Source organism: Stenotrophomonas sp. GD04145 (genome assembly GCF_029835135.1).
Lineage (GTDB): Bacteria > Pseudomonadota > Gammaproteobacteria > Xanthomonadales > Xanthomonadaceae > Stenotrophomonas > Stenotrophomonas maltophilia_P.
Map to the genome: position 1 here is coordinate 1 of NZ_JAODZG010000050.1, position 23,793 is coordinate 23,793.

At 67.0% G+C, this 23,793-nt stretch carries 19 protein-coding genes; 8 read left to right on the forward strand and 11 right to left on the reverse strand.

Translation table 11 applies throughout. The features are described from left to right. Positions 1-159: 159 nt before the first annotated feature. From secF to queA, 5 genes are all read right to left on the reverse strand, one after another. Positions 160-1,140: a protein translocase subunit SecF gene (gene secF / locus N7367_RS16790; RefSeq protein ID WP_053519778.1), complete on the reverse strand. Its 981-nt coding sequence runs from the start codon at positions 1,138-1,140 to the stop codon at positions 160-162. 15 nt (positions 1,141-1,155) lie between these two features. Beyond that, positions 1,156-3,012, reverse strand: a complete 1,857-nt coding sequence (secD, locus tag N7367_RS16795; protein ID WP_053519779.1) for a protein translocase subunit SecD — start codon at positions 3,010-3,012, stop codon at positions 1,156-1,158. Positions 3,013-3,073: 61 nt separating this feature from the next. Beyond that, positions 3,074-3,418 carry a preprotein translocase subunit YajC gene (gene yajC / locus N7367_RS16800; RefSeq protein WP_053519780.1) on the reverse strand — a complete coding sequence of 115 codons (345 nt, stop codon included), beginning with the start codon at positions 3,416-3,418 and terminating at the stop codon, positions 3,074-3,076. Between the two features lie 134 nt (positions 3,419-3,552). Beyond that, positions 3,553-4,683 carry a tRNA guanosine(34) transglycosylase Tgt gene (gene tgt / locus N7367_RS16805; RefSeq protein WP_065181313.1) on the reverse strand — a complete coding sequence of 377 codons (1,131 nt, stop codon included), beginning with the start codon at positions 4,681-4,683 and terminating at the stop codon, positions 3,553-3,555. A gap of 55 nt (positions 4,684-4,738) precedes the next feature. After that, positions 4,739-5,806 carry a tRNA preQ1(34) S-adenosylmethionine ribosyltransferase-isomerase QueA gene (gene queA, locus N7367_RS16810; RefSeq protein WP_128988967.1) on the reverse strand — a complete coding sequence of 356 codons (1,068 nt, stop codon included), beginning with the start codon at positions 5,804-5,806 and terminating at the stop codon, positions 4,739-4,741. A gap of 209 nt (positions 5,807-6,015) precedes the next feature. Here queA and N7367_RS16815 point away from each other — a divergent pair, with 209 nt between their 5' ends. Next, the gene (locus N7367_RS16815; RefSeq protein ID WP_053519783.1) at positions 6,016-7,512 is read left to right on the forward strand and encodes an aminotransferase class III-fold pyridoxal phosphate-dependent enzyme; all 1,497 of its coding nucleotides are present in this window, start codon (positions 6,016-6,018) and stop codon (positions 7,510-7,512) included. Between the two features lie 264 nt (positions 7,513-7,776). Next, the gene (locus N7367_RS16820) at positions 7,777-8,370 is read left to right on the forward strand and encodes a TIGR00730 family Rossman fold protein (RefSeq protein ID WP_128988971.1); all 594 of its coding nucleotides are present in this window, start codon (positions 7,777-7,779) and stop codon (positions 8,368-8,370) included. A gap of 19 nt (positions 8,371-8,389) precedes the next feature. Here the strand turns inward: N7367_RS16820 and N7367_RS16825 are convergent, their stop codons facing one another. Further along, the gene (locus N7367_RS16825; protein WP_241685966.1) at positions 8,390-11,185 is read right to left on the reverse strand and encodes an EAL domain-containing protein; all 2,796 of its coding nucleotides are present in this window, start codon (positions 11,183-11,185) and stop codon (positions 8,390-8,392) included. A gap of 292 nt (positions 11,186-11,477) precedes the next feature. Between N7367_RS16825 and N7367_RS16830 the strand changes: the two genes are divergently transcribed. From N7367_RS16830 to N7367_RS16850, 5 genes are all read left to right on the forward strand, one after another. Then, complete coding sequence (locus tag N7367_RS16830) at positions 11,478-11,996, forward strand: RNA polymerase sigma factor (RefSeq protein WP_229765872.1); 519 nt, start codon at positions 11,478-11,480, stop codon at positions 11,994-11,996. Further along, positions 11,993-12,955, forward strand: a complete 963-nt coding sequence (locus N7367_RS16835) for a hypothetical protein (RefSeq protein ID WP_279942823.1) — start codon at positions 11,993-11,995, stop codon at positions 12,953-12,955. The genes N7367_RS16830 and N7367_RS16835 overlap by 4 nt, the downstream gene beginning before the upstream one ends. Before the next feature lie 34 nt (positions 12,956-12,989). Next, a complete protein-coding gene (locus tag N7367_RS16840; protein WP_053519787.1) occupies positions 12,990-13,586 on the forward strand; it encodes a YigZ family protein in 597 nt (198 codons plus the stop codon). Then, entirely contained in the window at positions 13,579-15,351 is a 1,773-nt protein-coding gene (locus N7367_RS16845; protein WP_279942824.1) for an ABC transporter transmembrane domain-containing protein, read from the forward strand. Before N7367_RS16840 ends, N7367_RS16845 begins: the two co-directional genes overlap by 8 nt. Before the next feature lie 70 nt (positions 15,352-15,421). Continuing rightward, positions 15,422-15,616 carry a hypothetical protein gene (locus N7367_RS16850; protein WP_277381668.1) on the forward strand — a complete coding sequence of 65 codons (195 nt, stop codon included), beginning with the start codon at positions 15,422-15,424 and terminating at the stop codon, positions 15,614-15,616. Between the two features lie 164 nt (positions 15,617-15,780). On the opposite strand, the gene N7367_RS16855 is transcribed toward N7367_RS16850, so the two are convergent. The 3 genes from N7367_RS16855 to N7367_RS16865 form a co-directional block, all read right to left on the reverse strand. Then, entirely contained in the window at positions 15,781-16,905 is a 1,125-nt protein-coding gene (locus N7367_RS16855) for a prephenate dehydrogenase (protein ID WP_279942825.1), read from the reverse strand. Beyond that, complete coding sequence (gene pdxY, locus N7367_RS16860; protein WP_279942826.1) at positions 16,902-17,810, reverse strand: pyridoxal kinase; 909 nt, start codon at positions 17,808-17,810, stop codon at positions 16,902-16,904. Before pdxY ends, N7367_RS16855 begins: the two co-directional genes overlap by 4 nt. Before the next feature lie 564 nt (positions 17,811-18,374). Further along, on the reverse strand, positions 18,375-19,574 hold the full coding sequence (locus N7367_RS16865; protein ID WP_164152967.1) for an MFS transporter: 1,200 nt from the start codon (positions 19,572-19,574) through the stop codon (positions 18,375-18,377). A 72-nt stretch (positions 19,575-19,646) separates the two neighbouring features. On the opposite strand from N7367_RS16865, the gene N7367_RS16870 reads away from it, so the two are divergent. Continuing rightward, the gene (locus tag N7367_RS16870) at positions 19,647-20,444 is read left to right on the forward strand and encodes a helix-turn-helix transcriptional regulator (RefSeq protein WP_279942827.1); all 798 of its coding nucleotides are present in this window, start codon (positions 19,647-19,649) and stop codon (positions 20,442-20,444) included. A gap of 61 nt (positions 20,445-20,505) precedes the next feature. On the opposite strand, the gene dnaJ is transcribed toward N7367_RS16870, so the two are convergent. After that, entirely contained in the window at positions 20,506-21,630 is a 1,125-nt protein-coding gene (gene dnaJ / locus N7367_RS16875) for a molecular chaperone DnaJ (protein WP_053519713.1), read from the reverse strand. Between the two features lie 153 nt (positions 21,631-21,783). Further along, positions 21,784-23,706 (reverse strand): molecular chaperone DnaK, encoded by a 1,923-nt coding sequence (gene dnaK, locus N7367_RS16880; protein WP_053519712.1) that lies wholly within the window; start codon positions 23,704-23,706, stop codon positions 21,784-21,786. Positions 23,707-23,793 lie beyond the last annotated feature (87 nt).

Below are 23,793 nucleotides of genomic sequence, written 5' to 3' on the forward strand. Positions count from 1 at the left end.
CCCCGCACTCCGACACCGCCCCGCCATCCCGCGGAATGCCCGCTGTTGATGTTGATGCTGATGTTGCTCTTGCCTCGGCGGGTGCCGGGTGCAACCCGGCCAACAAAAAAAAACCCCGCTTGCGCGGGGTTCTCTGTGCGTTGCGTGCAGCGCGAACGCTTACGGACGGCGGGCCAGAGCCTCGATGTCCTTGGCCTTCGGCAGCAAATCCTGCTTGCTCACGCGCAGGAAGCCGATCGTGAGCATCGGCACCGCGACCAGGATCGACGACATGACCACGATCACCGCACCGATCATGTGCGTTTCGGCCAGGCCTTCCATCGAGCTGCCACCGTACAGGTACAGGGCCAGTGCGGACAGGAAGAACATCACCGCGGTGATCACCGTACGCGACAGCGTCTGGTTGATCGAACGGTTCAGCACTTCCATCGGTTCCACGCGCAGGCTGCGGAAGTTCTCGCGGACGCGGTCGAACACCACGATGATGTCGTTGATCGCAAAGCCCATCACCGACAGCAGGCCGGCCAGCACTGTCAGGTCGAACTCGCGGCCCAGCAGGGACACGTAAGCCACCGTCACGATCAGGTCGAACATGGCCACGATGCTGGCGGTGACCGCGAACTTCCATTCAAAGCGGACGGCGATGTAGATCAGGAAGCCCGCCAGCATGAAGATGGTGGCGTACAGGCCGTTCATCGCCAGATCCTTGCCGATCTGCGGGCCGACGAACTCATTGCGCAGCACCGTCGCCTGGTTGTCGGCCGAGGACAGCGCCTTGACCACGGCCGCCGCGGTGGCCTTGTCCTCGGCGGCGGAATCGCCGGTACCCGGGGCATGCTCACCGTGCGGCGCCAGGCGGATCAGCAGGTCGGTACTGCCACCGACGCTCTGCACCTGGGCGCCGTCGAAGCCGCTCTGCTCGAGCTTGGTGCGGACCTGCTCGACGTCCACCGGGCGCTCGAAGCGGGCCTCGATCAGGGTGCCACCGGTGAAGTCCAGGGCATAGTTGAAGCCCTTGAAGCCGATGATGGCGATCGATGCCAGGAACACGATGATCGTGACGACCATGGCGACATGGCGCCACCGCATGAAATCGATCTTGGTGTCGTTCGGGAGGATGTGCAGCGGAAACAGTTTCATGTGCGTGTCGTCCCGTCAGATGGCCACGTTCTGGAGCTTCTTGCGGCGGCCGTAGATCAGCGTCGCCAGCGCACGCGACACGGTGATCGCGGTGAACATGGAGGCGAAAATACCGATGATCATGGTCAGCGCGAAGCCCTTCAGCGGACCGGTACCGAATGCGAACAGTGCCACGCCGACAATCAGGCCGGTCAGGTTGGCGTCGAGGATGGTGCCGGAAGCGCGCTCGTAACCGGTCACGATCGCGGTCTTGCCCGGAACACCGGCCCGCAGCTCTTCACGGATACGCTCGTTGATCAGCACGTTGGCGTCGACCGACAGGCCGACCGACAGCGCCAGGCCGGCGAAGCCCGGCAGGGTCATGGTCGCGCCGAACAACGACATCACCGCCACCACGATCAGCAGGTTGAACAGCATCGCCACCGACGTGATGATGCCGAACATGCGGTAGTAGATGCTGAAGAACACCAGGGTGAACAGGAAGGCGAAGACCACGGCGCGCATGCCGTTCTTGACGTTCTCGGCACCCAGGCTCGGGCCGACCACGCGCTCTTCGACGAAGTCCATCGGCGCGGCCAGCGAGCCGGACTTCAGCAGCTTGGCCAGATCTTCGGCTTCCTTCTTCTGCAGGCCGGTGGTCTGGAAGTTCTTGCCGAACACGCCATTGATGTTGGCCACCGAGATCACTTCCTCGTTGACCTTGAAGCCGCGCACTTCCTGGCCGTCGACCACGGTCACGGTCGGCACGCGTTCGGTGTACACCACCGCCATCGGCTTGTTCACGTTGGCGCTGGTGAAGTCGAACATGCGCTGGCCACCGACGTTGTTCAGCGTCACGCTGACCGCCGGGGCACCGCTGTTGGCGTCGGTCACCGCCTGCGCAGCCACCATCTGGTCGCCGGTGACGATCACGCGCTTGTTCAGCAGGATCGGGCCGCGGCCGTCACGCTGCTGGTAGACCTTGGCTTCCGGCGGGATGCGGCCGGCGTTGATGGCGTCCTGGGCGTTGCCCTCGACCACCGCACGGTATTCCAGGGTGGCGGTCGCACCGATCATGCGCTTGGCTTCGGCCGTGTCCTGCACGCCGGGCAGCTGCACCACGACGCGGTCGGCGCCCTGGCGCTGGATGATCGGCTCGGCCACGCCCAGCTGGTTCACGCGGTTGCGCAGGGTATTGATGTTCTGCTCGATGGCGCCGTTGGCGATCTGCGAGATCTCGGCCTCCGGCACGGTCACCGTGATGCGGCTACCGCTGACGTCGTAACCGAGGGTCGGCTGCGCCTTGAGCAGGGCCGTGCGGGCGCGCTGCGCGGCGTCGTCACCGGCGGACGGGCTCAGGTTGGCCACGATGCTGTTGTCGGCGCGACGCTCGACCGACTGGTACGGAATGCGTGCGTCGCGCAGGGTGCTGCGCACGTCTTCGGTATAGGCATCCAGGCGCTTGTCCAGCGCAGCCTTCTGGTCCACCTGCAGCACGAAGTGCACGCCGCCCTGCAGGTCCAGGCCGAGCGTCATCGGGCGACCGCCAAGATTGGCCAGCCAGTCCGGAACGGTGGATGCCAGGTTCAGCGCGACCGTGTAGTTCTCACCCACGCTGTCGCGCAGCAGGTCGCTTGCCGCGGCCTGGGTCTTGAGGTCCGGCAGGCGGACGATCAGGCTCTCGCCTTCCTTCTCGGCGCCGAGGCTGGCGATGCCGGCCTTCTTCAGGTCAGCCACCACGCGGTCGCGGAGGGCGTCGTCGACCTGTCCGCCACGGTTGGCGGTGATCTGGACGGCCGCGTCCTTCTGGTAGATGTTGGGCAGCGCATACAGCGTACTGAGCGCAAGTACGATCAGGATGACGACGTACTTCCAGCGTGGAAATTCGAGCATTGCTTGGGTCCCGCGCGGCGCCATCCCCGGCGCCGCGGTTGTGCATCGGAAAGGGAGTGGCTTACTGGGCCGACTTCAGGGTACCGGCCGGCAGCACGTTGCCGACAGCGCCCTTCTGCACGCGGATGCGCACGTTCTCGGCCACTTCCAGGGTGACGAAGTTGTCGCCGATGTCGGTGACCACGCCGGCGATGCCACCGTTGGTCAGCACTTCGTCGCCACGCTTGATCTTCTCCAGCATGGCCTTGTGCTCCTTCTGCCGCTTCATCTGCGGGCGGATCATCAGGAAGTACATGATGGCGATCAGGATGATCGGGAACAGCAGCGTGGTCAGGCCCATGCCCTGCGGTTGGCCACCGGCGGCCTGGGCGTGGGCGGCGGGAATCAGGAAGGCAAGCAGGTTCATCTTTGGTCCTTTGGTTGGGCGGCGCTCCGGCCCTTTCACGGGCGCGGGGTGTCGACCGCGGATCTGGGTCAGCCTTGAAGTATGCCATGGCCCCGGACGTTCGTCCCCGGGCCGTTCGACAGGGGGGCCCCGGGTTACAGCGGCGGCGGAACCGCTCCGCGTGCCGCATAGAAGGACTCGCGGAACGCCTGGAAGGTTCCCGCCTCGATCGCCGCCCGGATGTCGGCCATCAGCTTCTCGTAGTAGAACAGGTTGTGCAGGGTGCCCAGCATCGGCGCCAGCATCTCGTTGCAGCGGTCCAGGTGGCGCAGGTACGAGCGGGTGTAGCCGCCGGTACAGGCCACGCAGCCGCAGCCCGGTTCGATCGGGTCCATGTCCCGCGCATACTGCGAATTGCGGATGCGGACGGTACCGAACGAGGTGAAGTAATGCCCGTTGCGCGCGTTGCGGGTCGGCATCACGCAGTCGAACATGTCCACGCCGCGTGCGACACCCTCGACCAGGTCTTCCGGCCGGCCCACGCCCATCAGGTAGCGCGGGCGGTCGCCCGGCAGCTCCGGATCCAGGTGGTCGAGCATGGCGTTGCGCTCGTGCTCCGGCTCGCCCACGGCCAGGCCACCGATGGCATAGCCATCGAAGCCGATCGCCTGCAGGGCCTCGGCCGAGCGGCTGCGCAGGTCGGTATGCACCCCACCCTGGACGATCCCGAACAGGGCCGCATCGTTGCCGAGCTCGTCATGCGCGTTGCGGCTGCGCTGGGCCCAGCGCAGGCTCAGCTCCATCGACCGGCGGGCGACGTCCTCGGTGGCCGGGTACGGGGTGCACTCGTCGAAGATCATCACCACGTCCGAATCGAGCACCTTCTGGATCTTCATGCTCTCTTCCGGGCCGAGGAACACCCGGGCCCCGTCGGTCGGCGAAGCGAAGGTCACGCCCTGTTCGGTGATCTTGCGGCGGTGGGCCAGCGAGAACACCTGGAAACCGCCGGAATCGGTCAGGATCGGGCCGTCCCAGCGGCAGAAGCCATGCAGTCCGCCGTGGTCGGCGATGATGTCCAGGCCCGGACGCAGGTACAGATGGAAGGTGTTGCCAAGGATGATCTCGGCACCCAGCGCGCGCACCTGGTCCGGCAGGATGCCCTTGACCGAGCCATAGGTTCCCACGGGCATGAAAGCCGGCGTTTCCACCGTGCCGCGCGGGAAGGTCAGGCGGCCGCGACGGGCACGGCCGTCGCGGGTCTTGAGCTGGAACTGCAGTCGGGACATGGAGCGGTCGTTCAGGCAAATAGTCGCCTATTGTCTCCCAAGAAGGCCGCTACCGTTATCGTCCCTGCGGGAACAGCAGCATCGCGTCGCCGTAACTGAAGAAGCGATAGCGCTGCTGGATCGCGTGCTGATAGGCCTCGAACACCCGCTCCTTGCCGGCAAAGGCCGAAATCATCATCAACAGGGTGCTTTCCGGCAGATGGAAATTGGTCACCATCGCGTCAACGCTGCGGATCCGATAGCCCGGGGTGATGAAGATCTGCGTCTCGCCGGCGAACGGCAACAGCTCGCCGTCACGCATCGCACTTTCCAGCGCGCGCACCACGGTGGTGCCGACACCGATCACGCGCCCGCCCGCAGCGCGGGTCCGACGCACCTGCTGCACCAGCTCGGCGCCCACGTTCAGCCACTCGCGGTGCATCACGTGGTCCTTCAGGTCATCGGCTCGCACCGGCTGGAAGGTGCCTGCCCCCACGTGCAGGGTGACGTGGCCGAACTCCACGCCCTTGTCCTTCAGCGCGGCCAACAGCGGTTCATCGAAATGCAGGCCGGCGGTCGGTGCCGCCACCGCTCCCACCTCCCGCGCGAACACGGTCTGGTAGCGCTCGCGGTCGTCCACGCCCGGCTCGCGCTGGATGTAGGGGGGCAGCGGCAGGCGTCCGGCGTGCAGCAGCCACTGCTCCAGTGACTCGGGCACATGGAACTGCAGCACATAGAACTCGCCGTCGCGGCCCAGCACTTCGGCTTCGCCACCGGCATCGAGCGCGATGCGGCTGCCGGCCTTGGGCGACTTGCTGGCGCCGACCTGGGCACGCGCCTGCTGGCCGCCGAGCAGGCGCTCGATCAGGATCTCGACCCGCCCACCGCTGGCCTTCTGACCGAACAGGCGCGCCGGGATCACGCGCGTATCGTTGAATACCAGCAGGTCGCCCGGCTGCAGCAGCGAGGGCAGATCACGCACCTGCAGGTCGGTGAAGGCGGCAGGGGCCGGAGGCACCAGCAGCAGGCGGCTGGCGGAACGTTCAGCCAGCGGCGCCTGCGCGATCAGTTCAGCCGGCAGGTCGTAGTGGAAATCGGACTTCTTCAAGGCAGTGGGCGGCAACAGGTCGACAATGGCGCGCATTGTACGGCCAGCGTCTGCGAGCCGGCGTGGTCCGCGGCGAACGTCGCGCAAAATGCTGCTATGCAACAGGTTTCTGCGGGGTTATCGCGCAAAAAAACAAGTGCTAGCATCGAGATGGAAGTCCGCTGCACGAGGCCGCCCAGCGCGCGTGATGACGCGCGTTTTGCTTTTTGATGGCCCGTGCGCCCCATTGTTTCAGGAGATCTGCAATGAGCTTCATCGAACGCCTCGCCCCCCTGCGCAGCCAGCCCGGCACCCGCCTCACCACCGGCCTGGACGACGCCACCCTGACCACCCTGTCCGTCCGCCATCCGCAGCTGGTGGCCGCGGTCGAGGCCGCCGCCGCGGAGTTCGCCCGTGTGCAGGGCGAACTGGGGCCGTTGCTGGCGCAGGACGAACAGGCGCAGATCGATGCCATGCAGGACGGGTTCGTCAATTTCTACGCCGACGACGCCGTTACGCCCTATGTGGCGCTGGCCGCGCGCGGCCCGTGGGTGGTCACCCTCAAGGGGGCGGTGCTGTATGACGCTGGCGGCTACGGCATGCTCGGCTTCGGTCATACCCCCGACACGGTGCTGGAGGCGATGGCCCGACCGCAGGTGATGGCCAACATCATGACCCCCAGCCTGTCACAGCAGCGCTTCATCACCGCCCTTCGCGCCGAGATCGGCCACCGTCGTGGCGGCTGCCCGTTCGCCCGTTTCATGTGCCTGAACTCCGGCTCGGAAGCGGTCGGGCTGGCCGCACGCATCGCCGACGTCAACGCCAAGCTGCAGACCGACCCGGGTGCGCGCCACGCCGGCGCCGCGATCAAGCGCGTGGTGGTCAAGGGCAGCTTCCATGGCCGCACCGACCGGCCGGCGCTGTACTCCGATTCCAGCCGCAAGAGCTACATGCAGCATCTGGCCAGCTACCGTGGCGAGGATTCGGTGATCACCGTGGCGCCGTACGACGAAGCCGGCCTGCGCGCGGTGTTCGAGGACGCCGCCCGCAACAAGTGGTTCATCGAGGCGGTGTTCCTGGAGCCGGTCATGGGCGAAGGCGATCCGGGCCGCTCGGTGCCGCCGTCGTTCTATGCCCTGGCCCGCGAATTGACCCGCGCGCACGGCAGCCTGCTGTTGCTCGATTCGATCCAGGCCGGCCTGCGCGCGCACGGCGTGCTGTCGGTGGTTGACTACCCGGGCTTCGAAGGCCTGGATCCGCCGGACATGGAAACCTACTCGAAGGCCCTGAACGCGGCCCAGTACCCGCTGTCGGTGCTGGCGGTGACCGAGCATGCCGCACAGCTGTACCGCAAGGGCATCTACGGCAACACCATGACCAGCAACCCGCGTGCGCTGGACGTGGCCTGCGCGACGCTGGCACAGCTGACCCCGCAGGTGCGCGCCAACATCGCCGAGCGCGGCGCCGAAGCAGTGCGCAAGCTGGAACAGCTCAAGGGCGAGCTTGGCGGGCTGATCACCAAGGTGCAGGGTACCGGCCTGCTGTTCTCGTGCGAGCTGGCGCCGCAGTTCAAGTGCTACGGCAGTGGTTCCACCGAAGAATGGCTGCGCCGGCATGGCATCAATGTGATCCATGGCGGCGAGAACTCGCTGCGCTTCACGCCCCACTTCGGCATGGACAGCGAAGAGCTGGATCTGCTGGTGGGCATGGTCGGCCGCGCCCTGCGTGAAGGCCCGCGACGCGAGCAGGCTGCGGCGGCGTAAGCCCCCGCTTTTTGTAGAGCCGAAGGCAGCGGCAGGAGCCGCTGCCAACGTCGCTGGCGACGGCCCGAAGGGTGCCGGTCAGGACGACCGGCATAGCCCATGCTCGGCTAGGGCATTGCCGCGATCTGAACGAAGAGCAGCCGAGCATGGCTCGGCTCTACAGAAGGCCTCTCAAGGCCTCATAATCCTTGGACACCCCGTCCCTGACCGCCCTGCGGTCGGCGACGGGGCGTTTTCGTTTCCGGCCAAGAGACAGGAAGATCCATGAAATCGATCTGTGTGTACTGTGGTTCCAACGCTGGCAGCAAGCCGGCCTATACCGAACGCGCCATTGCACTGGGCGACCGCATCGCCCGCGACGGCCTGCGCCTGGTGTATGGCGGCGGCAACGTCGGCCTGATGGGAACCGTGGCCAATGCCGTGCTCGCGGCCGGCGGCGAGGTCACCGGCGTGATTCCCCGCCAGCTGGCCGACTGGGAAGTGGCCCATCGTGGCCTGACCGAGCTGGAGATCGTCGGCTCGATGCACGAACGCAAGTCGCGCATGTTCGACCTGGCCGACGGCTTCGTCGCCCTGCCCGGCGGCTTCGGGACCATGGAGGAGATCTTCGAGATGCTGACCTGGCGCCAGCTGGGCATCGGCAACAAGCCCTGTGCATTCCTGGACGTGGACGGCTTCTACGCGCCGCTGATCGGCATGATCGATCGCATGGTGGATGAGCGTTTCCTGCACCCGGACCAGCGCCAGGACCTGTGGTACGGCTCGGACATCGAGCAGATGCTGGAGTGGATGAAGTACTACCAGCCGGCACAGGCCTCCAAGTGGATCGACGAGAAGCGCCGCGCCGCCCTGCGTTGATCGTCCGCCGCGTGGCGTCTCAGGGCGCCACGTCGGCCCAGGGAGCCGGTCGCCCCAGCAGGTAGCCCTGGCCGTAATCGCAACCCAGTTCGCGCAGTGTCTGCCGCTGGGCTTCGGTTTCGATGCCTTCGCCGATGGTTTCGATGCCCAGCGTGCGCGCCAGCGACAGCACGCCCTGTACCAGCGCGCGGGTGCTCTGAACTTCCGGTCCATGCAGGCCGGCAATGAAGCTCTGGTCGATCTTCAGCGTGCTGATCGGGAAGCGGTGCAGGTACGACAACGCCGAGAAGCCGGTGCCGAAGTCGTCCAGCTGCACCTGGATGCCGCGCTCGCGCAGTCCCTGCAGGATATGCAGCGTGTGCGGGCCGTCATCCAGCAGCGCGACCTCGGTGATCTCCAGGCGCAACCGGCGCGGATCGGCCCCGCAGGCGTCGAGCAGGCCGAACAGGCGCGCACTGAAACCGGCCGAACGGAAATGCCGCGGCGACACGTTCACCGACACATAGCCCTGCCCGCCCGCGGCCAGGCCGGCGATGACCTGTTCGTAGATCAGCCAGTCGACCTGTTCGATCAACCCGCTCTCCTCTCCCAGCTCCAGGAACGCGCCCGGCAACAGCAGGCCACGCCGTTCGTGCTGCCAGCGCAGCAGCGCTTCGTGTCCCACCACTTCCCCGTCGGACAGGCGCACGATCGGCTGGTAGAACGGCACGAAATCCCGGTTGTTGATCGCCCGCCGCAGATCGGCTTCCAGATCGAGGCTGCGCATGGCCTGCTCGCGCATGTCCTCGTCGAAGATCGCACAGCGATCATGCCCCTGCGCCTTGGCCCGGTACATGGCGGCGTCGGCATCGCGCAGCAGCTCTTCTCCGGTCCGGTAACGCGGATTCCACAGCGCGATGCCGAGGCTGCCGGACGGGAACAGCTCGCGCCCGGCGATCCACATCGACTCCTGCAATGCCAACAGCAGGCGTTGACCGAAATCCAGGGCCTGCGCCAGGCCCAGCGGGCACTGCAGCAGCACCGCGAACTCATCACCGCCCAGGCGCGCCACCACGTCGTCGGCGCCCGCCATCGACACGATGCGCTTGGCCACTTCCACCAGCATGTGATCGCCGGCCGCGTGGCCGATGCTGTCGTTGACCAGCTTGAAACGGTCCAGATCCAGGAACAGCACCGCGAACACCGGGCCGTCCTCCTGCCTGGCCAGTACCAGCGCATCCTGCAGTCGGTCCAGCAGGTGCAGGCGGTTGGGCAACCCGGTCAGCGCGTCGTGCATGGCCTGGTGGGTCAGCCGCTGCTCGGCACGCAGGCGCTCGCCGATCTGGCCCAACAGCTTTTCGTTGACCTCAGCCAGTTCGCGCGTGCGTTCGTCCACGCGCTTCTCCAGTTCGGCATGCGCCGAACGCAGGCGCTGCTGGTCGCGTTGGCGGGCCAGTCCGGTGCCGATGTTCTGCGCGACGAAGGTCAGCAAGCGCTGGTCGTGGATGCTGAAGGCACGCTGCTCGCTGTAGCTCTGCACCACGATCGCGCCAACCACTTCGTCATCCCGCAGCAGCGGCACGCCCAGCCAGCACAGCGAGCGCGCGCCGGACTCGCGCACCTCGCCACTGGCGCGCAGCGAGTCGATCTGCGCGCGGGAGGCCAACAGCGGCTGGCGGTTGCGCACCACGTATTCGGTCAGGCCACGACTGAACGCACGGGAGGCGCGGCTGGCGTGGCGTTCATCCACCGAGTAGACGAAATCCAGTCCATCACCCGCCTCGTTGACCAGCGCGATGTAGAAATTGCGCGCGTCGAGCAGTCGGCCGACCACGCCATGCACCTGGCCGTAGAACTGCTCCAGGCTCTCGGCGGACATCGCCATCTCTGCGATATCGTACAGCGCGATCTGCAGCTGCTCGGCACGACGACGCTCGGCCACCTCGTCCTGCAGGCTGTGATTGGCGCGTTGCAGTTCCTGCGTGCGCAGTTCCACCTGCTGCTCGAGACGCACCTGGGCCTGGCGCCGATCCATCGCAGTCTGTACGTGCTGGGCCACGAAGCCGAGCAGCGCACGTTCGGCCTCGCCGTAGCGGTCTGCCTGCTCGTAGCTCTGCACCACGATGGCACCGCACACCCGGCCGTCGCGCAGCATCGGCACACCCAGCCAGTCCAGGCTTTCGGGGCCGCGAAGCGGGTCATGCTCCTGCCCGACCTCGCGGGCCAGCAGTTCTCGCGAAGGTCCGCTCAGGGGCCTGCCATGATGCAGCAGCGCCACCGTGAGGCTGCGTGGCATTCCGCTGGCGTCGAAGCTCTGCGCCGGATCGGCGACGAAATCATCCACCTGGTCGGCGAAGTACAGGAATCTGATCTGGTCGTGCAGGTCGTCGTATTCGACGATGTAACAGTTTTCCGCGTACATCAGCGTGCCCAGCACGTCGTGCACGCGGCGCAGCATCTGCCCCATCTCCAGGTCAGCGCCGGCAAGATCGGCAATCTGGAACAGCGCCTGCTGCAGCCGTTCGGCCTCTTCCAGCGCCTTGATCTGTCCCGCCTGGCGGCCCCGCTGCAGGGCCAGTTCCATGGCCTGCCGCGCCAGACCCCACCACGCGGACGAAGGCGCCGCGCCCTCCACCGCCAGGTACAGGCGGGCACCATCATGGTCCCAACCGTGGCGGCCATCGCCGGCAGCCGGTGCCACGCTGTCGGCCGCGACCGGGGGTATCGGCCAGATGGCGTCACCGCGCCCCAGCTGAGGATCGTCCCAGCCGACCCGGACCACCGCCGATTCCGGCAGCAGCGCATGCAGCGCGCGCACGAGTTCCGTACTCAGCACGGCCTCGTGTGATGGCGTTTGCGCAGGTTCAGCGTGCGTGGACAAATGACAATCTCTTGGCGCCGTCTGTGCGTCGCCTCCCCTGAGCCGTCGAGCATAGCGCGCCACCGGGGGGGCAATGGAAGCCCGGCAACCCCGAATCGTGCGCCCGTTCGTTATTCCTGGCGTCCGCCCCCCGTTCCGAGCCATGAACCTCGCCCTGTCCGCCCCCGCACCCCGCTATGCGCCATCGTCGGCAGGCCTTAACCTGTACCGCGTGGACGCCAGCGCCCTGCCAACCGATGAAGCCTTGATGCTCGCCTGGGCCGGCGGCGACCTGCACGCGTTCGAGAGCCTGTATGCGCGCCATCGCAAGCGCCTGTTCGGCTTCCTGCTGCGCCAGCTGCGCGATACGGCCTTGGCCGAGGAGATCTTCCAGGACGTCTGGCAACGGGTCATCAGCGCACGGTCCGGCTGGCAGCCGGATGCCGCCTTCAGCACCTGGCTGTTCCGCATCGCGCACAACCGGCTGAATGATCACTGGCGCGCCGCACGCCACCGCCCGGCGGCGCCGGCCGATGCCGAGCTGCGTCTGGCCGCGCTGGAAGACGGGCAGACCCCGGAAGCAGAGCTTTCAGAATTCGAGCAACGTCGCCGTATCCAGCGCGCGATGGAAGAACTGCCGCTGGAGCAGCGCGAAGTGCTGCAGCTGCGGCTGGATCAGGAACTGAGCCTGGAGGAGATCGGCCAGATCACCGGCGTAGGCCGGGAAACCGTGAAATCGCGGCTGCGCTATGCGATGGACAAGCTGCGTGCGGGACTGAACGCATGAACCGAGACGAACCCCTGACGCCTGAAGAGCGCGAGCTGGCGCGCCTGCTCGGCCGTCGTGCCGAACAGGCGCCTCCGGCGGCGCTGGATGCCACGATCCTGGCGGCCGCCCGTGCGGCGGTGCAGGCGCCACCGGCCGACGCGGCCGACGCGGGCAGCGTGCGTGCAAGGCGTCCGCGCCGGCACTGGCCTGCGGTGTTCGGCGTTGCTGCATCGATGGTATTCGCCATCGGAATCGCCTGGCAGCTGCGCCCGGAACCGCCCGCGGTCCCGGCGCACGATGCACAGGTCACCGCGCCGCCGATCGCCGACGAGGTCGCTGCCGAAGTGGCCGCGCAGCCTGCCGAGGACCATACCCGGCCTTCCCCTGCCGAGCCGGCCATCGCAAGTGCACCCCCGGCACCACCGGCGCCGGTCGCGGCACCCAGGCCCGCCGCGCCGGCGCGATCCTCCGCACCGCAAGCACCGGCACCGACGGTGGCGGCACGAGGAAAGGCGGCGGCTCAGGCCACCGAGCGCGCCGCCGCCGACACCGCAGCTCCGCCGCCGGCTGCGGAACCTCCGGCCGCTGTGGCCTATTCGGCACCGCTGCCTGCTGCGGCGCCTGCGCCGCCGTCGCTGGAAGCGCCCGACGCCGTTGCCCCCCTGTCCGGCGCGATGGAGGCCGCCCCGGCCAGCGCGGGACAGCGCGGTGACACCACGACGCTCAAGCGGGCCGCACCGCTCCGCAGCGCACCGGGCGTGATGCGTCGCGGCAGCGATGCCGCGCTCAGCGCTACGGCCGTGCAGGCCGAAGTGGCCGCCGACGCCCAGCTGCCCCGCCGGCAGTGGCTGCAGAAGATCCGCGAACGTCGCGACGAAGGCCAGCGCGACATCGCCCGTGCCAGCCTCGAGCGCTACGTGCAGCAGTATCCGGAGTCGCGGCTGCCACGCGACCTGCGTCCTCTGCTGGACGACTGAAGCATGGGGGCGGCAACCCCGTAGAATGAAGGGAATGCCCGATACCCTCGCCCAGCCCGTCAGCCACACGCTGGAAGTCAAGCACAGCCGCTTCATCGCCCATGCCGCGCCCATCGATGGCGCGGCGGCGGCGATGTCGTTCCTGCAGCGGGTGATGGTGGCCGACGCCACGCACAACTGCTGGGCCTACCGGCATGGACAGGAGTATCGCTCCAGCGATGATGGCGAGCCGGCGGGGACTGCCGGCCGGCCGATCCTGGCCGCCATCGATGGCCAGGGCTTCGACCGGGTCATGGTGGTGGTGATCCGCTGGTACGGGGGAATCAAGCTCGGCGCCGGTGGCCTGGTCCGCGCCTATGGCGGTACCGCCGCCGAGTGTCTGCGCACGGCACCGCGGCTGCCGCTGGTGGCGATGGCACGGCTGCAGCTGCTGGCCGGCTTCGAGGACCTGGGTACCCTGCATGCGGCCCTGCCCGCGTTCTCCGCCGAGAAGCAGGATGAACAGTTCGACGCTGAAGGCGTGCGCCTGCGGATCGAATTACCCGCCGACCAGGCCGACGCATTGAAAATCCGCCTGCGAGACGCCACCCGTGACCGTATCCGTATCCGAGATGACGACCAGGATGACTGACAAGGACGACGCGGCCGCCGCGACCCCGCCATTGCGCCGCCTCGGCAGCCTGCGAACGCTGTGGCCGTTCGTGCGCCGGCACAGTGGCCTGTTCGCCGCCTGGCTGCTGGCGCTGGCCGTCTCCTCGGCCGCCACCCTCAGCCTGCCTCCGGCCGTCAAGCAGATGATCGACCACGGCTTCAGCAGCGGCGGCCAGATCAACCGGGCGTTTGCCCTGCTGATGCTGGTGGCGGTAGTGCTGGCGATCGCCACCTCCGCACGCTTCTACTTCGTGTCGCTGCTCGGCGAGAAGGTAGTGGCCGACCTGCGCAGCCGTCTGTACGGGCACCTGATCCAGTTGGGTGCCGGTTTCCATGACCGCAGCCGCAGCGGCGAACTGGTCTCGCGCCTGACCGCCGACAGCGAGCTGCTGCGCAGCGTGGTGGGCTCGACCATGTCAGTCGCATTGCGCAGCAGCGTGACGGTGGTCGGCAGCCTGGCCATGCTGTTCGTGACCAGTCCGCGCCTGGCGGCGTGGTCGCTGCTCGGCATCCCGCTGGCGGTGCTGCCCATCATCATCGGCGCACGCAAGCTGCGCACCGTCGCGCGCAGCAGCCAGGACCGCATCGCCGACGCCAACAGCCTGGCCAGCGAGACCCTCGGTGCCGTCCGCACGGTGCAGGCACATGCGCGCGAGCCTTACGAGCGCGGCCGCTTCGACCTGGCGCTGGGCGATGCGATCCGGGCCGCACGCCGACGCATCGGCGCACAGTCGCTGGTCACCGCCAGTGCCATCCTGCTGATCTTCGGTGCCATTGTCGGCGTGCTGTGGCTGGGCGCTCACGATGTCATCGAGGGTCGCCTCAGTGCCGGTACCCTGGGCCAGTTCGTGCTGTATGCGCTGATCGGCGGTGGCTCGGTGGGCGCTCTGGCCGAAGTCTGGAACGAACTCCAGCGCGCTGCCGGCGGCATGGGCCGGATCGGCGAACTGCTGCAGGAGGATGTCGAGATCCGCGCGCCCGCGCATCCACGCGCGCTGCCGCAGCCGCTGCGAGGCGAGATCCAGTTCGACGACGTGGTGTTCCACTACCCGCAACGACCGGACCAGGCCGCGCTGGATCACTTCAGCCTGCATGTGCGCCCCGGCGAGACCGTGGCCCTGGTCGGTCCCTCGGGTGCCGGCAAGAGCACGGTGCTGTCGATGCTGCTGCGCTTCCATGACCCGGCCAACGGCCGCATCTGCGTGGACGGCATCAATGTGCGCGAGGTCGATCCCGCCGACCTGCGCGCCCAGCTGGCCCTGGTGCCGCAGCAACCGACGCTGTTCGCCGCCAGCGCCCGCGACAACATCCGCTACGGCCGCCTGCAGGCCAGCGATGCCGAAGTCGAGGAAGCGGCTCGTGCCGCTGAGGCCGATGGCTTCCTGCGTGCGTTGCCGCAGGGTTATGACAGTGAGCTGGGCGAGCGCGGCGCGCGCCTGTCCGGCGGGCAGCAGCAGCGCGTGGCGATCGCCCGCGCGCTGCTGAAGGATGCGCCGATCCTGCTGCTGGACGAAGCCACCAGCGCGCTCGACGCGCAGAGCGAGTACGGTGTACAGCAGGCGCTGGAGCGCCTGATGGCGGGCCGCACCACGCTGGTCATCGCACACCGTCTGGCAACCGTGCTCAAGGCCGACCGCATCGTGGTCATGGACCAGGGGCGCATCGTCGCCGAAGGCACGCACGCACAGTTGTTGGCTGAAGGGGGTCTGTACGCGGAGCTGGCGCGACTGCAGTTCATCGATTGATGACGGTCGGCTAACACCTCTGGCGCCAAGCTGGCCGCGCAGAAGCAGCATCCGCTGAAGGAGGTGGACGATGTCGTTCCGTCAGTTTCCCGCAGTCGACAGCAATGGCGAGAGCCATATCATCATCGAGTTCAAGCCCGAGGCCAGTGGCAGCGGGCATCATTCCGAAGCCACCCCGCGCTACGAGCTCGACGACGGGCGTCATCTGGTGCGCAATGGCCGCGAGTTCAGCACCAGTGGCGGCGAACTGCGGCTGACCATCTAGCGTCGCGTGGGTCATCGCAGGGCCGCCGGGCGTAGCCCGGCCCCACCGGCAGCACCCTGGTCAGTTTTTCGCCACAGATCTTGACAGCCTGTGCTGGCAAGGCATGAGCAGTGTTATCCACATGTTTGCGCAGAATTCATCCACATCCCCTGTGGATGAATGCACTACGCCAGTACCCGTCCGATTCCGCTGGCATCCACGGCGGCCGCTGCCTCGGCCAGGGCGCGGGGATCACTGCCGGCGACGAAGCCGATGCGGAAATGTACTTCACCGCCCGGCGTGCGCGAGGAATGGATAGAAGCCAGGCTGATGCCGTGCTGCTCGAAGATGTTCAGCAGCTCACGCAGTGAGCCCGGACGATCTTCCGGCAGATGGACCGACACGGCGTTGCGCTCGGTCAGATCGGCCAGCAGGTAGCCTACCCGCTCGAAGGTATAGTTTCCCGAGGCCAGTGCAGGCGCGCCGAAGGCGGCCTGGTTCGCCGCCAGCATCTGCTCGCGGAACGCACCGCGCGCCATGTCGTCGCCTTGGTCCACCTGGGCCTGCAGCATGCGCAGCTGGCCGACCAGGCGTTCCAGCATCGGCGCGACATGCGGATTGCCGAACTGGATGTCCTCATAGATCGCCGGATTCAGCGAGAGGATGCGCGAGATGATCGCGGTATCCAGTTCGAACGACGCCGAGCGATAGGGAAGCATCGCTTCCAGTGTCCCCAGTTGCGGCTGATATTCCCGCAGCACGCCTGCCTGGGCCAGATGCGTGGCATGCACCATCGCCTGCACCAGCGCCATCATCTGGTCATGGTGCTGTGGCGTGGCGCGCACGCACTCGGCCTGCAGCGCCACGCACAGCGCTTCCAGCCAGGGCTGCCAGTGCTGCAGTCGCGCTTCGCAGACCACCATCACCCTGCCCTTCAACGTGGGGGCCTTCGGCGGCGCGGTCATCGGGTGCAGGCCGACCACTTCGGCCTGTGAGGCAAGCATTGCCTGTACCGGCGCGTCCTTGACCGAGGTGACATCGAGCCACAGGCGCCCGCGTTCACGACCCGCCGAGCGGCGCACGTATTCGGCGATCAGTTCCGGCGTATGCCGGATCGGTGCGGAGAACACCAGTACATCGGCCTCGGCCAGCAACTGCTCCGGTGTATGCGAAGCAGCATCGGCCGGATCGTGGCCGATCACCTGCAGTCGCATCTGCTGCTCGAAGAAGCGGCCCAGCCAGCGCCCGTAGGCGCCGGCACTGCCGACGATGCCGATCGTGCGCGGCGCAAAGTGCTGCACTGCCGTCATGCCACGCGTTCAGCGCGGAAGCGCGTGCCTTCGGCCAGTGCGGCGGGCGCCGCGGCAATCACGTCGAACTCCTCGAAACCATTGGCCAGCGTGGCCTCCAGGGCGGCATGGGTACCCGCGATGGCACGCGAGATCGCCTGCTGCATCGACTCTCCCCGCAGCAGGAACGACACCACCAGCGACATCAGTACGTCGCCGGTCCCGGCCACGTCCACCGGCAGCAGCGGCGAGGTCCAACGCCAGGTCTCGTCGCGTCCCACCGCCAGCGTCACCAGCTCGCCCGGCGTGCCACCCACGCTGTGCGCGATCACCCAGTGCGGGCCACGCGCCAGCAGCGTACGCGCGGCGGCGATGGCGTCGGCCTCGGCCAGTGCCGGCATGCCGGTCAGACGGGCCAGCTCGAATGCATTCGGGGTGACCAGCCAGGCATGCGGCAGCAGCCGTTCGGCGAAGATCGCTTCCAGTCCCGGTTCCACGTAGGGGCCAGTGTGTGTGTCACCGATCACCGGATCCAGGCAGTAACGCAGCTGCGGGCAGGCCGGCAGGATGTCGTCCAGCCAATCGGCGAAGGTGGCACCGTTGGCCGTGCTGCCAAAGTAGCCGGAGACGAGCATCTTCGCCCGCTGCGGCAGGCCGCGCTCGTGGGTGCCCAGCAACAGATCGGCGAACCAGTCGGCGGGCAGCACGCGACCGCGGGTGGTTTCGTAGAACGGCGCGTTGCTGAGCAGCACGGTCGGAATTTCAGCTACGCGCACGCCGAGCGCGCGCATCGGCGGTACGGCGGCGCTGTTGCCGGCATGGCCGTAGACCAGTTGCGACTGGACCGAGATGACATCGATCGGCGACGGGCCGTCGGGCCGCTGGCGGCGACCGTGGACCAGGTGGTTGTCAAGGGATTCGCTCATGGCCGCATTCTACGCCCAAGGGGGTTTTCGGCAGGGCTTGCAGCCCTGCACCTGCTCAATGCAACGGCAACGGCCGAAGCCAAAGCCAAAGCCAAAGCGGCATTCCGTGGGGTGGCGGGGCGGTGTGGCTGGTCAGGACACGCCGTAAACCCATCCATGGGGGCTCGATGGCGCCATCCATGGCGCCAACGGTCCTGACCACCCACACCGCCCCACCTTCGACAGGTTCACGCGGCTGTTGGTAGGTGTCGACCTTGGTCGACACATCTGTCAGATATCGAATGAATTCATCCACGCATGGCGTGGATCTACCGTGTCGACCTTGGTCGACACCTACCAGAGCAGAGTGCTGTTCCGACAGATCGCGGAAAACCACCGAAGGCGGGGTGGGTCCGGTTGCGGGGGCGTGAGCCGCATGGATGCGGCGACCGAGCTTACATGGACGTACTTGCAGCGTCCCCCGCCAACCGGACCCACCCCGCCAATCCACGGATAGCGCGCTTCGGTTGTTGCCGTTGCCTCTGCAGGTGCAGGGCTGCAAGCCCTGCAAACCCACCCGCCCTTCTAGTGAGCGGCCGGCCTGGAGGGCGGCAGCCATGCCGCCACGATGCCGAGCAGCGGCAGGAACGCCGTCAGGTGATAGACGTATTCGATGCTGGTCCTGTCCGCCAGCAGGCCCAGCACCGCCGCGCCCAGGCCGCCCATGCCGAACGCAAAACCGAAGAACAGGCCCGACACCATGCCGATCCGGTGCGGCATCATCTCCTGCGCATAGACCACGATGGCAGAGAAGGCAGACGACAACACGAAACCGATCAGCACCGCCAGCACCGTGGTCCACAGCAGATCCGCATGCGGCAACGCCAGTGCGAACGGCGCCACGCCCAGGATCGAGGTCCAGATGATCGGCTTGCGGCCGATGCGATCGCCCAGCGGACCGCCCAGGAAGCCACCCGCCGCCGAAGCCACCAGGAACGCGAACAGGTGCAGCTGCGCCTGCGCCACCGGAATGCCGAAATGGTGGATCAGGTAGAAGGTGAAGTAGCTGCCGATGCTGGCCATGTAGAAGTACTTGCTGAAGATCAGCACCAGCAGGATCGCCAGCACCTTGGCCACGGTGCGCGGAGGATGCCGCGACGCCACCGCCGCCACGCCGGCCGGGCGGGGTGCGCCCAGGTGCAGCGCATACCAGCGGCTCACATAGGTCAGCAGGGCGATGCCGACCAGCGCAGCACCGGCAAACCATGAGGCCGCATGCTGGCCGTACGGCACGATCACGGCGGCGGCAATCAGCGGGCCCAGCGCGGTACCGAAGTTGCCGCCGACCTGGAACACCGACTGTGCGAAGCCATGGCGCCCGCCGGACGCCAGCCGTGCGATGCGCGACGCTTCCGGGTGGAAGATCGCCGATCCGATGCCGACCAGCGCGGCGGCCATCAGGACCATCGCATAGTTCGGCGCGAAGCCGAGCAGCAGCATCCCGCACAGCGTCGAGGCCATGCCGATCGGCAACGAGTACGGCGCTGGATGGCGGTCGGTATGCATCCCCACCAGCGGTTGGAAGATCGACGCGGTGAGCTGGTAGGTCAGCGTGATCAGGCCGATCTGGGTGAAGCTGAGATTGAAGCCGCCCTTGATGACCGGATAGATCGCCAGGATCAACGACTGCATCATGTCGTTGACGACATGCGAGGTGGAGATGGCGGCCAGTACGCCGGGCGCCACCGGGCGGGAGGTCGTTGCAGGGGAAGCCAGAGTCGACATGGACGCAGTCAGATTTGGGGGCGGTTCCGCATGCTACGGTTGCCTTCCCCTCCCTTCTGCCGCGTTCGGGTCATGGCCTATCGCAAAAAGGACATTGGCGGTGACGTCGATCCGGCTGCGCCGTGGCGCGATGTGCCGCTGCATCGCCCGGTCACCTACCGGGTTACCCAGTACCCGGCCGGCACCCATATCGCAGGCCACAAGCACCAGCGCCACCAGCTGGTCTATGCCATCTCCGGGCTGATGGTGGTGCGCTCGGAAGTCGGTCGCTGGGTCGTGCCCTCCACCCGTGCGATCTGGATGCCGGCCGGCATGGTGCATGCGGTGGACTGCATTGCCGCCGTGCACATGCGCAGCCTGTACATCGACCCGTCATTCGCCCCGCAACTGCCGGCCGAACCGTTCGCGGTACAGGTGGCACCGCTGCTGCGCGAACTGCTGCAGGCAGCCACCCTGATCAAGGGCGAGCACATCGAAGACAGCCGCGATGGCCGCGTGGTGCGCCTTCTGCTGGACGAGCTGCATCGCATGGACGTATTGCCGCTGCACCTGCCCGCGCCTGCCGATCCGCGCCTGCAGCGGATCTGCCGGCACCTGCAGAAGCATCCCGGCGACGATGCGACGCTGCAGGACTGGGCGCAGTCACTGGAAGTGGATGTGAAAACCATCCAGCGCCACTTCGCCAACGAACTGGGCATGACCTTCGGCCAGTGGCGGCAGCAGGCGCGGCTGCTGGCGGCAATGGAACGGCTGGCGACCGGCGAGAAGGTCATCGATGTCGCACTGGCGATGGGCTACGACAGCCCCAGCGCGTTCACCAGCATGTTCAAGCGCCAGCTGGGGCAGACCCCGGCGGCGTTCTTCCGCTGACCCCATGCACAGAAACGCCGGGCATGGCCCGGCGCTACCGTTCAACGCTTGCGTTGAAAATTCAGGACGTCATCCGATCCCAGAAGCCCTTCACGCCGTCCATGAAGGTGGCGGACTTCGGCGAGTGCTTGCGCGCTTCCTCACCTACGAAGGTGGCCTCGAACTGCTCCAGCAGCCTGCGCTGGTCGTTGGTCAGGTTGACCGGCGTCTCGACCACCACGCGGCAATACAGATCGCCCTCGCTGCGGCTGCGCACCGAACGCACGCCCTTGCCGCGCAGGCGGAACAGTTTCCCGGTCTGGGTCTCTGCCGGAATGCGGATCTCCGCTTCGCCACCCAGCGTCGCCACGCGCACGGTATCGCCGAGCGCCGCCTGCGAGATGCGGATCGGCACTTCACAATGCAGATCGTCGCCATCGCGCTGGAAGATGGGGTGCTCGCGCACGCGCACTTCCACGTACAGGTCGCCCGGCGGCGTGCCGGCCGGCCCCGCTTCGCCCTCGCCAGCCAGGCGGATGCGATCGCCGGTGTCGACGCCCGCCGGCACCTTCACCGACAGCACCTTGTCTTCCTCGACACGGCCATTGCCGTGGCAGGTCTTGCAGGGCTTGGCGATGATCTGGCCGCGGCCGCCGCAGTTGTGGCAGGCCTGCTGCATGGCGAAGATGCCGCGCTGGATGCGCACCTGGCCGCGGCCGTGGCAGACGTTGCAGGTCTCCACCTTGCCATCTTCCGAGCCGCTGCCATCGCAATCGCCGCATTCGGCCAGGGTCGGGATCTCGATGCGGCGCTCGACGCCACGCACCGCTTCTTCCAGGTCCAGCTCCATCACGTAACCGATGTCGGCACCGCGGCGTGCCTGGCGCGGACCGCCGCCGGCACCACCGAAGATGTTGCCGAAGATGTCGCCGAAGATATCGTTCATGTCCGGACCACCCGGACCGCCCCCGCCCATGCCGTGCTCGAACGCGGCATGGCCGTGGCTGTCATACATCCGGCGCTTGTTGCCGTCGGACAGCACCTCGTAGGCTTCCTTGCACTCCTTGAAGGAGGCTTCGGCGGCCGCATCACCCGGATTTCGGTCCGGATGGAACTTCATCGCGCAGCGGCGGTAAGCCTTCTTCAGCTCTTCTTCGTTGGCGGTGCGGGCCACGCCCAGCACTTCGTAGTAATCGCGCTTGCTCATATCGTGAATCGGCTTCCGGAATGTCGGGATTCGTCAAAGCGGAAGAGCGGAACCAGGTCCGCTCTTGCGTCGGGCGCCCCGACGCGCCGGAGGCGGTCAGGACCCTGATGCGACAACGGGACGCTGCCAGGCAGCGTCCCGCGTCGGTCCGGATCAGGACTTCTTGTCGTCCTTGACTTCGGTGAACTCGGCGTCCACCACGTCGTCGTTGCCCTTGCCCGCATTGCCGGCATCGGCGCCCGGGGCACCGCCCTGCTCTGCCGACGCGGCGGCGAACAGCGACTGGCCGGCCTCCTCCAGCACCTTCGACTTGGCTTCGATCTGTGCCTTGTCGTCGCCCTTCATCGCGGTCTCAAGATCGGCCAGAGCCGCTTCAACCTTGCCGATGACATCGCCGCCGACCTTGCTGCCGTGCTCGGTGATGGCGCTGCGGGTGCCGTGGATCAGGGCATCGGCCTGGTTGCGGGCCTGCACCAGCTCCTGGAACTTCTTGTCTTCCTCGCGGTTGGCTTCCGCGTCGGCGACCATGCGCGCGATCTCTTCCTCGGACAGGCCCGAGCCGGCCTTGATCTCGACCTTCTGTTCCTTGTTGGTCTTCTTGTCCTTGGCCGACACATGCAGGATGCCGTTGGCGTCGATGTCGAAGGACACCTCCACCTGCGGCAGGCCACGCGGCGCCGGCTCGATGCCGGACAGGTCGAACTTGGCCAGCGACTTGTTGAAGCGGGCCTGTTCGCGCTCACCCTGCAGCACGTGCACGGTCACGGCCGACTGGTTGTCCTCGGCGGTGGAGAACACCTGCGAGGCCTTGGTCGGGATGGTGGTGTTCTTCTCGATGATCTTGGTGAACACGCCGCCCATGGTTTCGATGCCCAGCGACAGCGGGGTCACGTCCAGCAGCAGCACGTCCTTGACGTCGCCGCCCAGCACGCCACCCTGGATCGCCGCACCCAGTGCCACGGCTTCGTCCGGGTTGACGTCCTTGCGCGGCTCCTTGCCGAAGAACTCGGTCACCGCCTGCTGCACCTTCGGCATGCGGGTCTGGCCGCCGACCAGGATCACTTCGCTGATGTCGCTCGAACGCAGGCCGGCATCGTTCAGGGCGACGCGGCACGGCTCGATCGACTTCTTGATCAGGTCTTCCACCAGCGCTTCCAGCTTGGCGCGGGTCAGCTTGATGTTCAGGTGCTTCGGACCCGACGCGTCAGCGGTGACGTACGGCAGGTTCACTTCAGTCTGCTGGGCGCTGGACAGCTCGATCTTGGCACGCTCGGCAGCGTCCTTCAGGCGCTGCAGGGCCAGCGGATCCTTGCGCAGGTCGATGCCCTGGTCCTTGTTGAACTCTTCCACCAGGTACTCGATGACGCGGTTGTCGAAGTCTTCGCCGCCCAGGAAGGTGTCGCCGTTGGTGGCCAGCACTTCGAACTGCTTCTCGCCGTCGACGTTGGCGATCTCGATCACCGAGACGTCGAAGGTACCGCCGCCCAGGTCGTACACAACGATCTTGCGATCCTTGTTGTCGCCCTTGTCCAGGCCATAGGCCAGCGCGGCCGCGGTCGGCTCGTTGATGATGCGCTTGACGTCCAGACCTGCGATGCGGCCGGCATCCTTGGTGGCCTGGCGCTGGCTGTCGTTGAAGTAGGCCGGCACGGTGATGACCGCTTCGGTGACCTTCTCACCGAGGAAGTCCTCGGCGGTCTTCTTCATCTTCTCCAGTACCTTGGCCGAGATTTCCTGCGGCGCCATCTTCTTGGCGTCGCTGGTGGCCACCCACGCATCACCATTGTCATGGGCGAGGATGCTGTACGGGACGTGGGCGATGTCCTTCTGCACCTCGGCGTCGGTGAACTTGCGGCCGATCAGGCGCTTCACCGCGTAGAAGGTGTTCTTCGGGTTGGTCACCGCCTGGCGCTTGGCCGAGGCACCGACCAGGACTTCGCCGTCCTTGGTGTAGGCGACGATCGACGGGGTGGTGCGATCGCCTTCCGAATTCTCGATGACGCGGGCCTTGCCGCCGTCCATGATCGCCACGCACGAGTTGGTGGTGCCGAGGTCGATACCAATGATCTTGCCCATGGGGGAGACTCCTGAGAAATGCTGTGTGGATGTCAGTCCGGCCGCTCGGCCGGTGGATGAATGGGATGTGGGGGAGGCTCGTGGAAC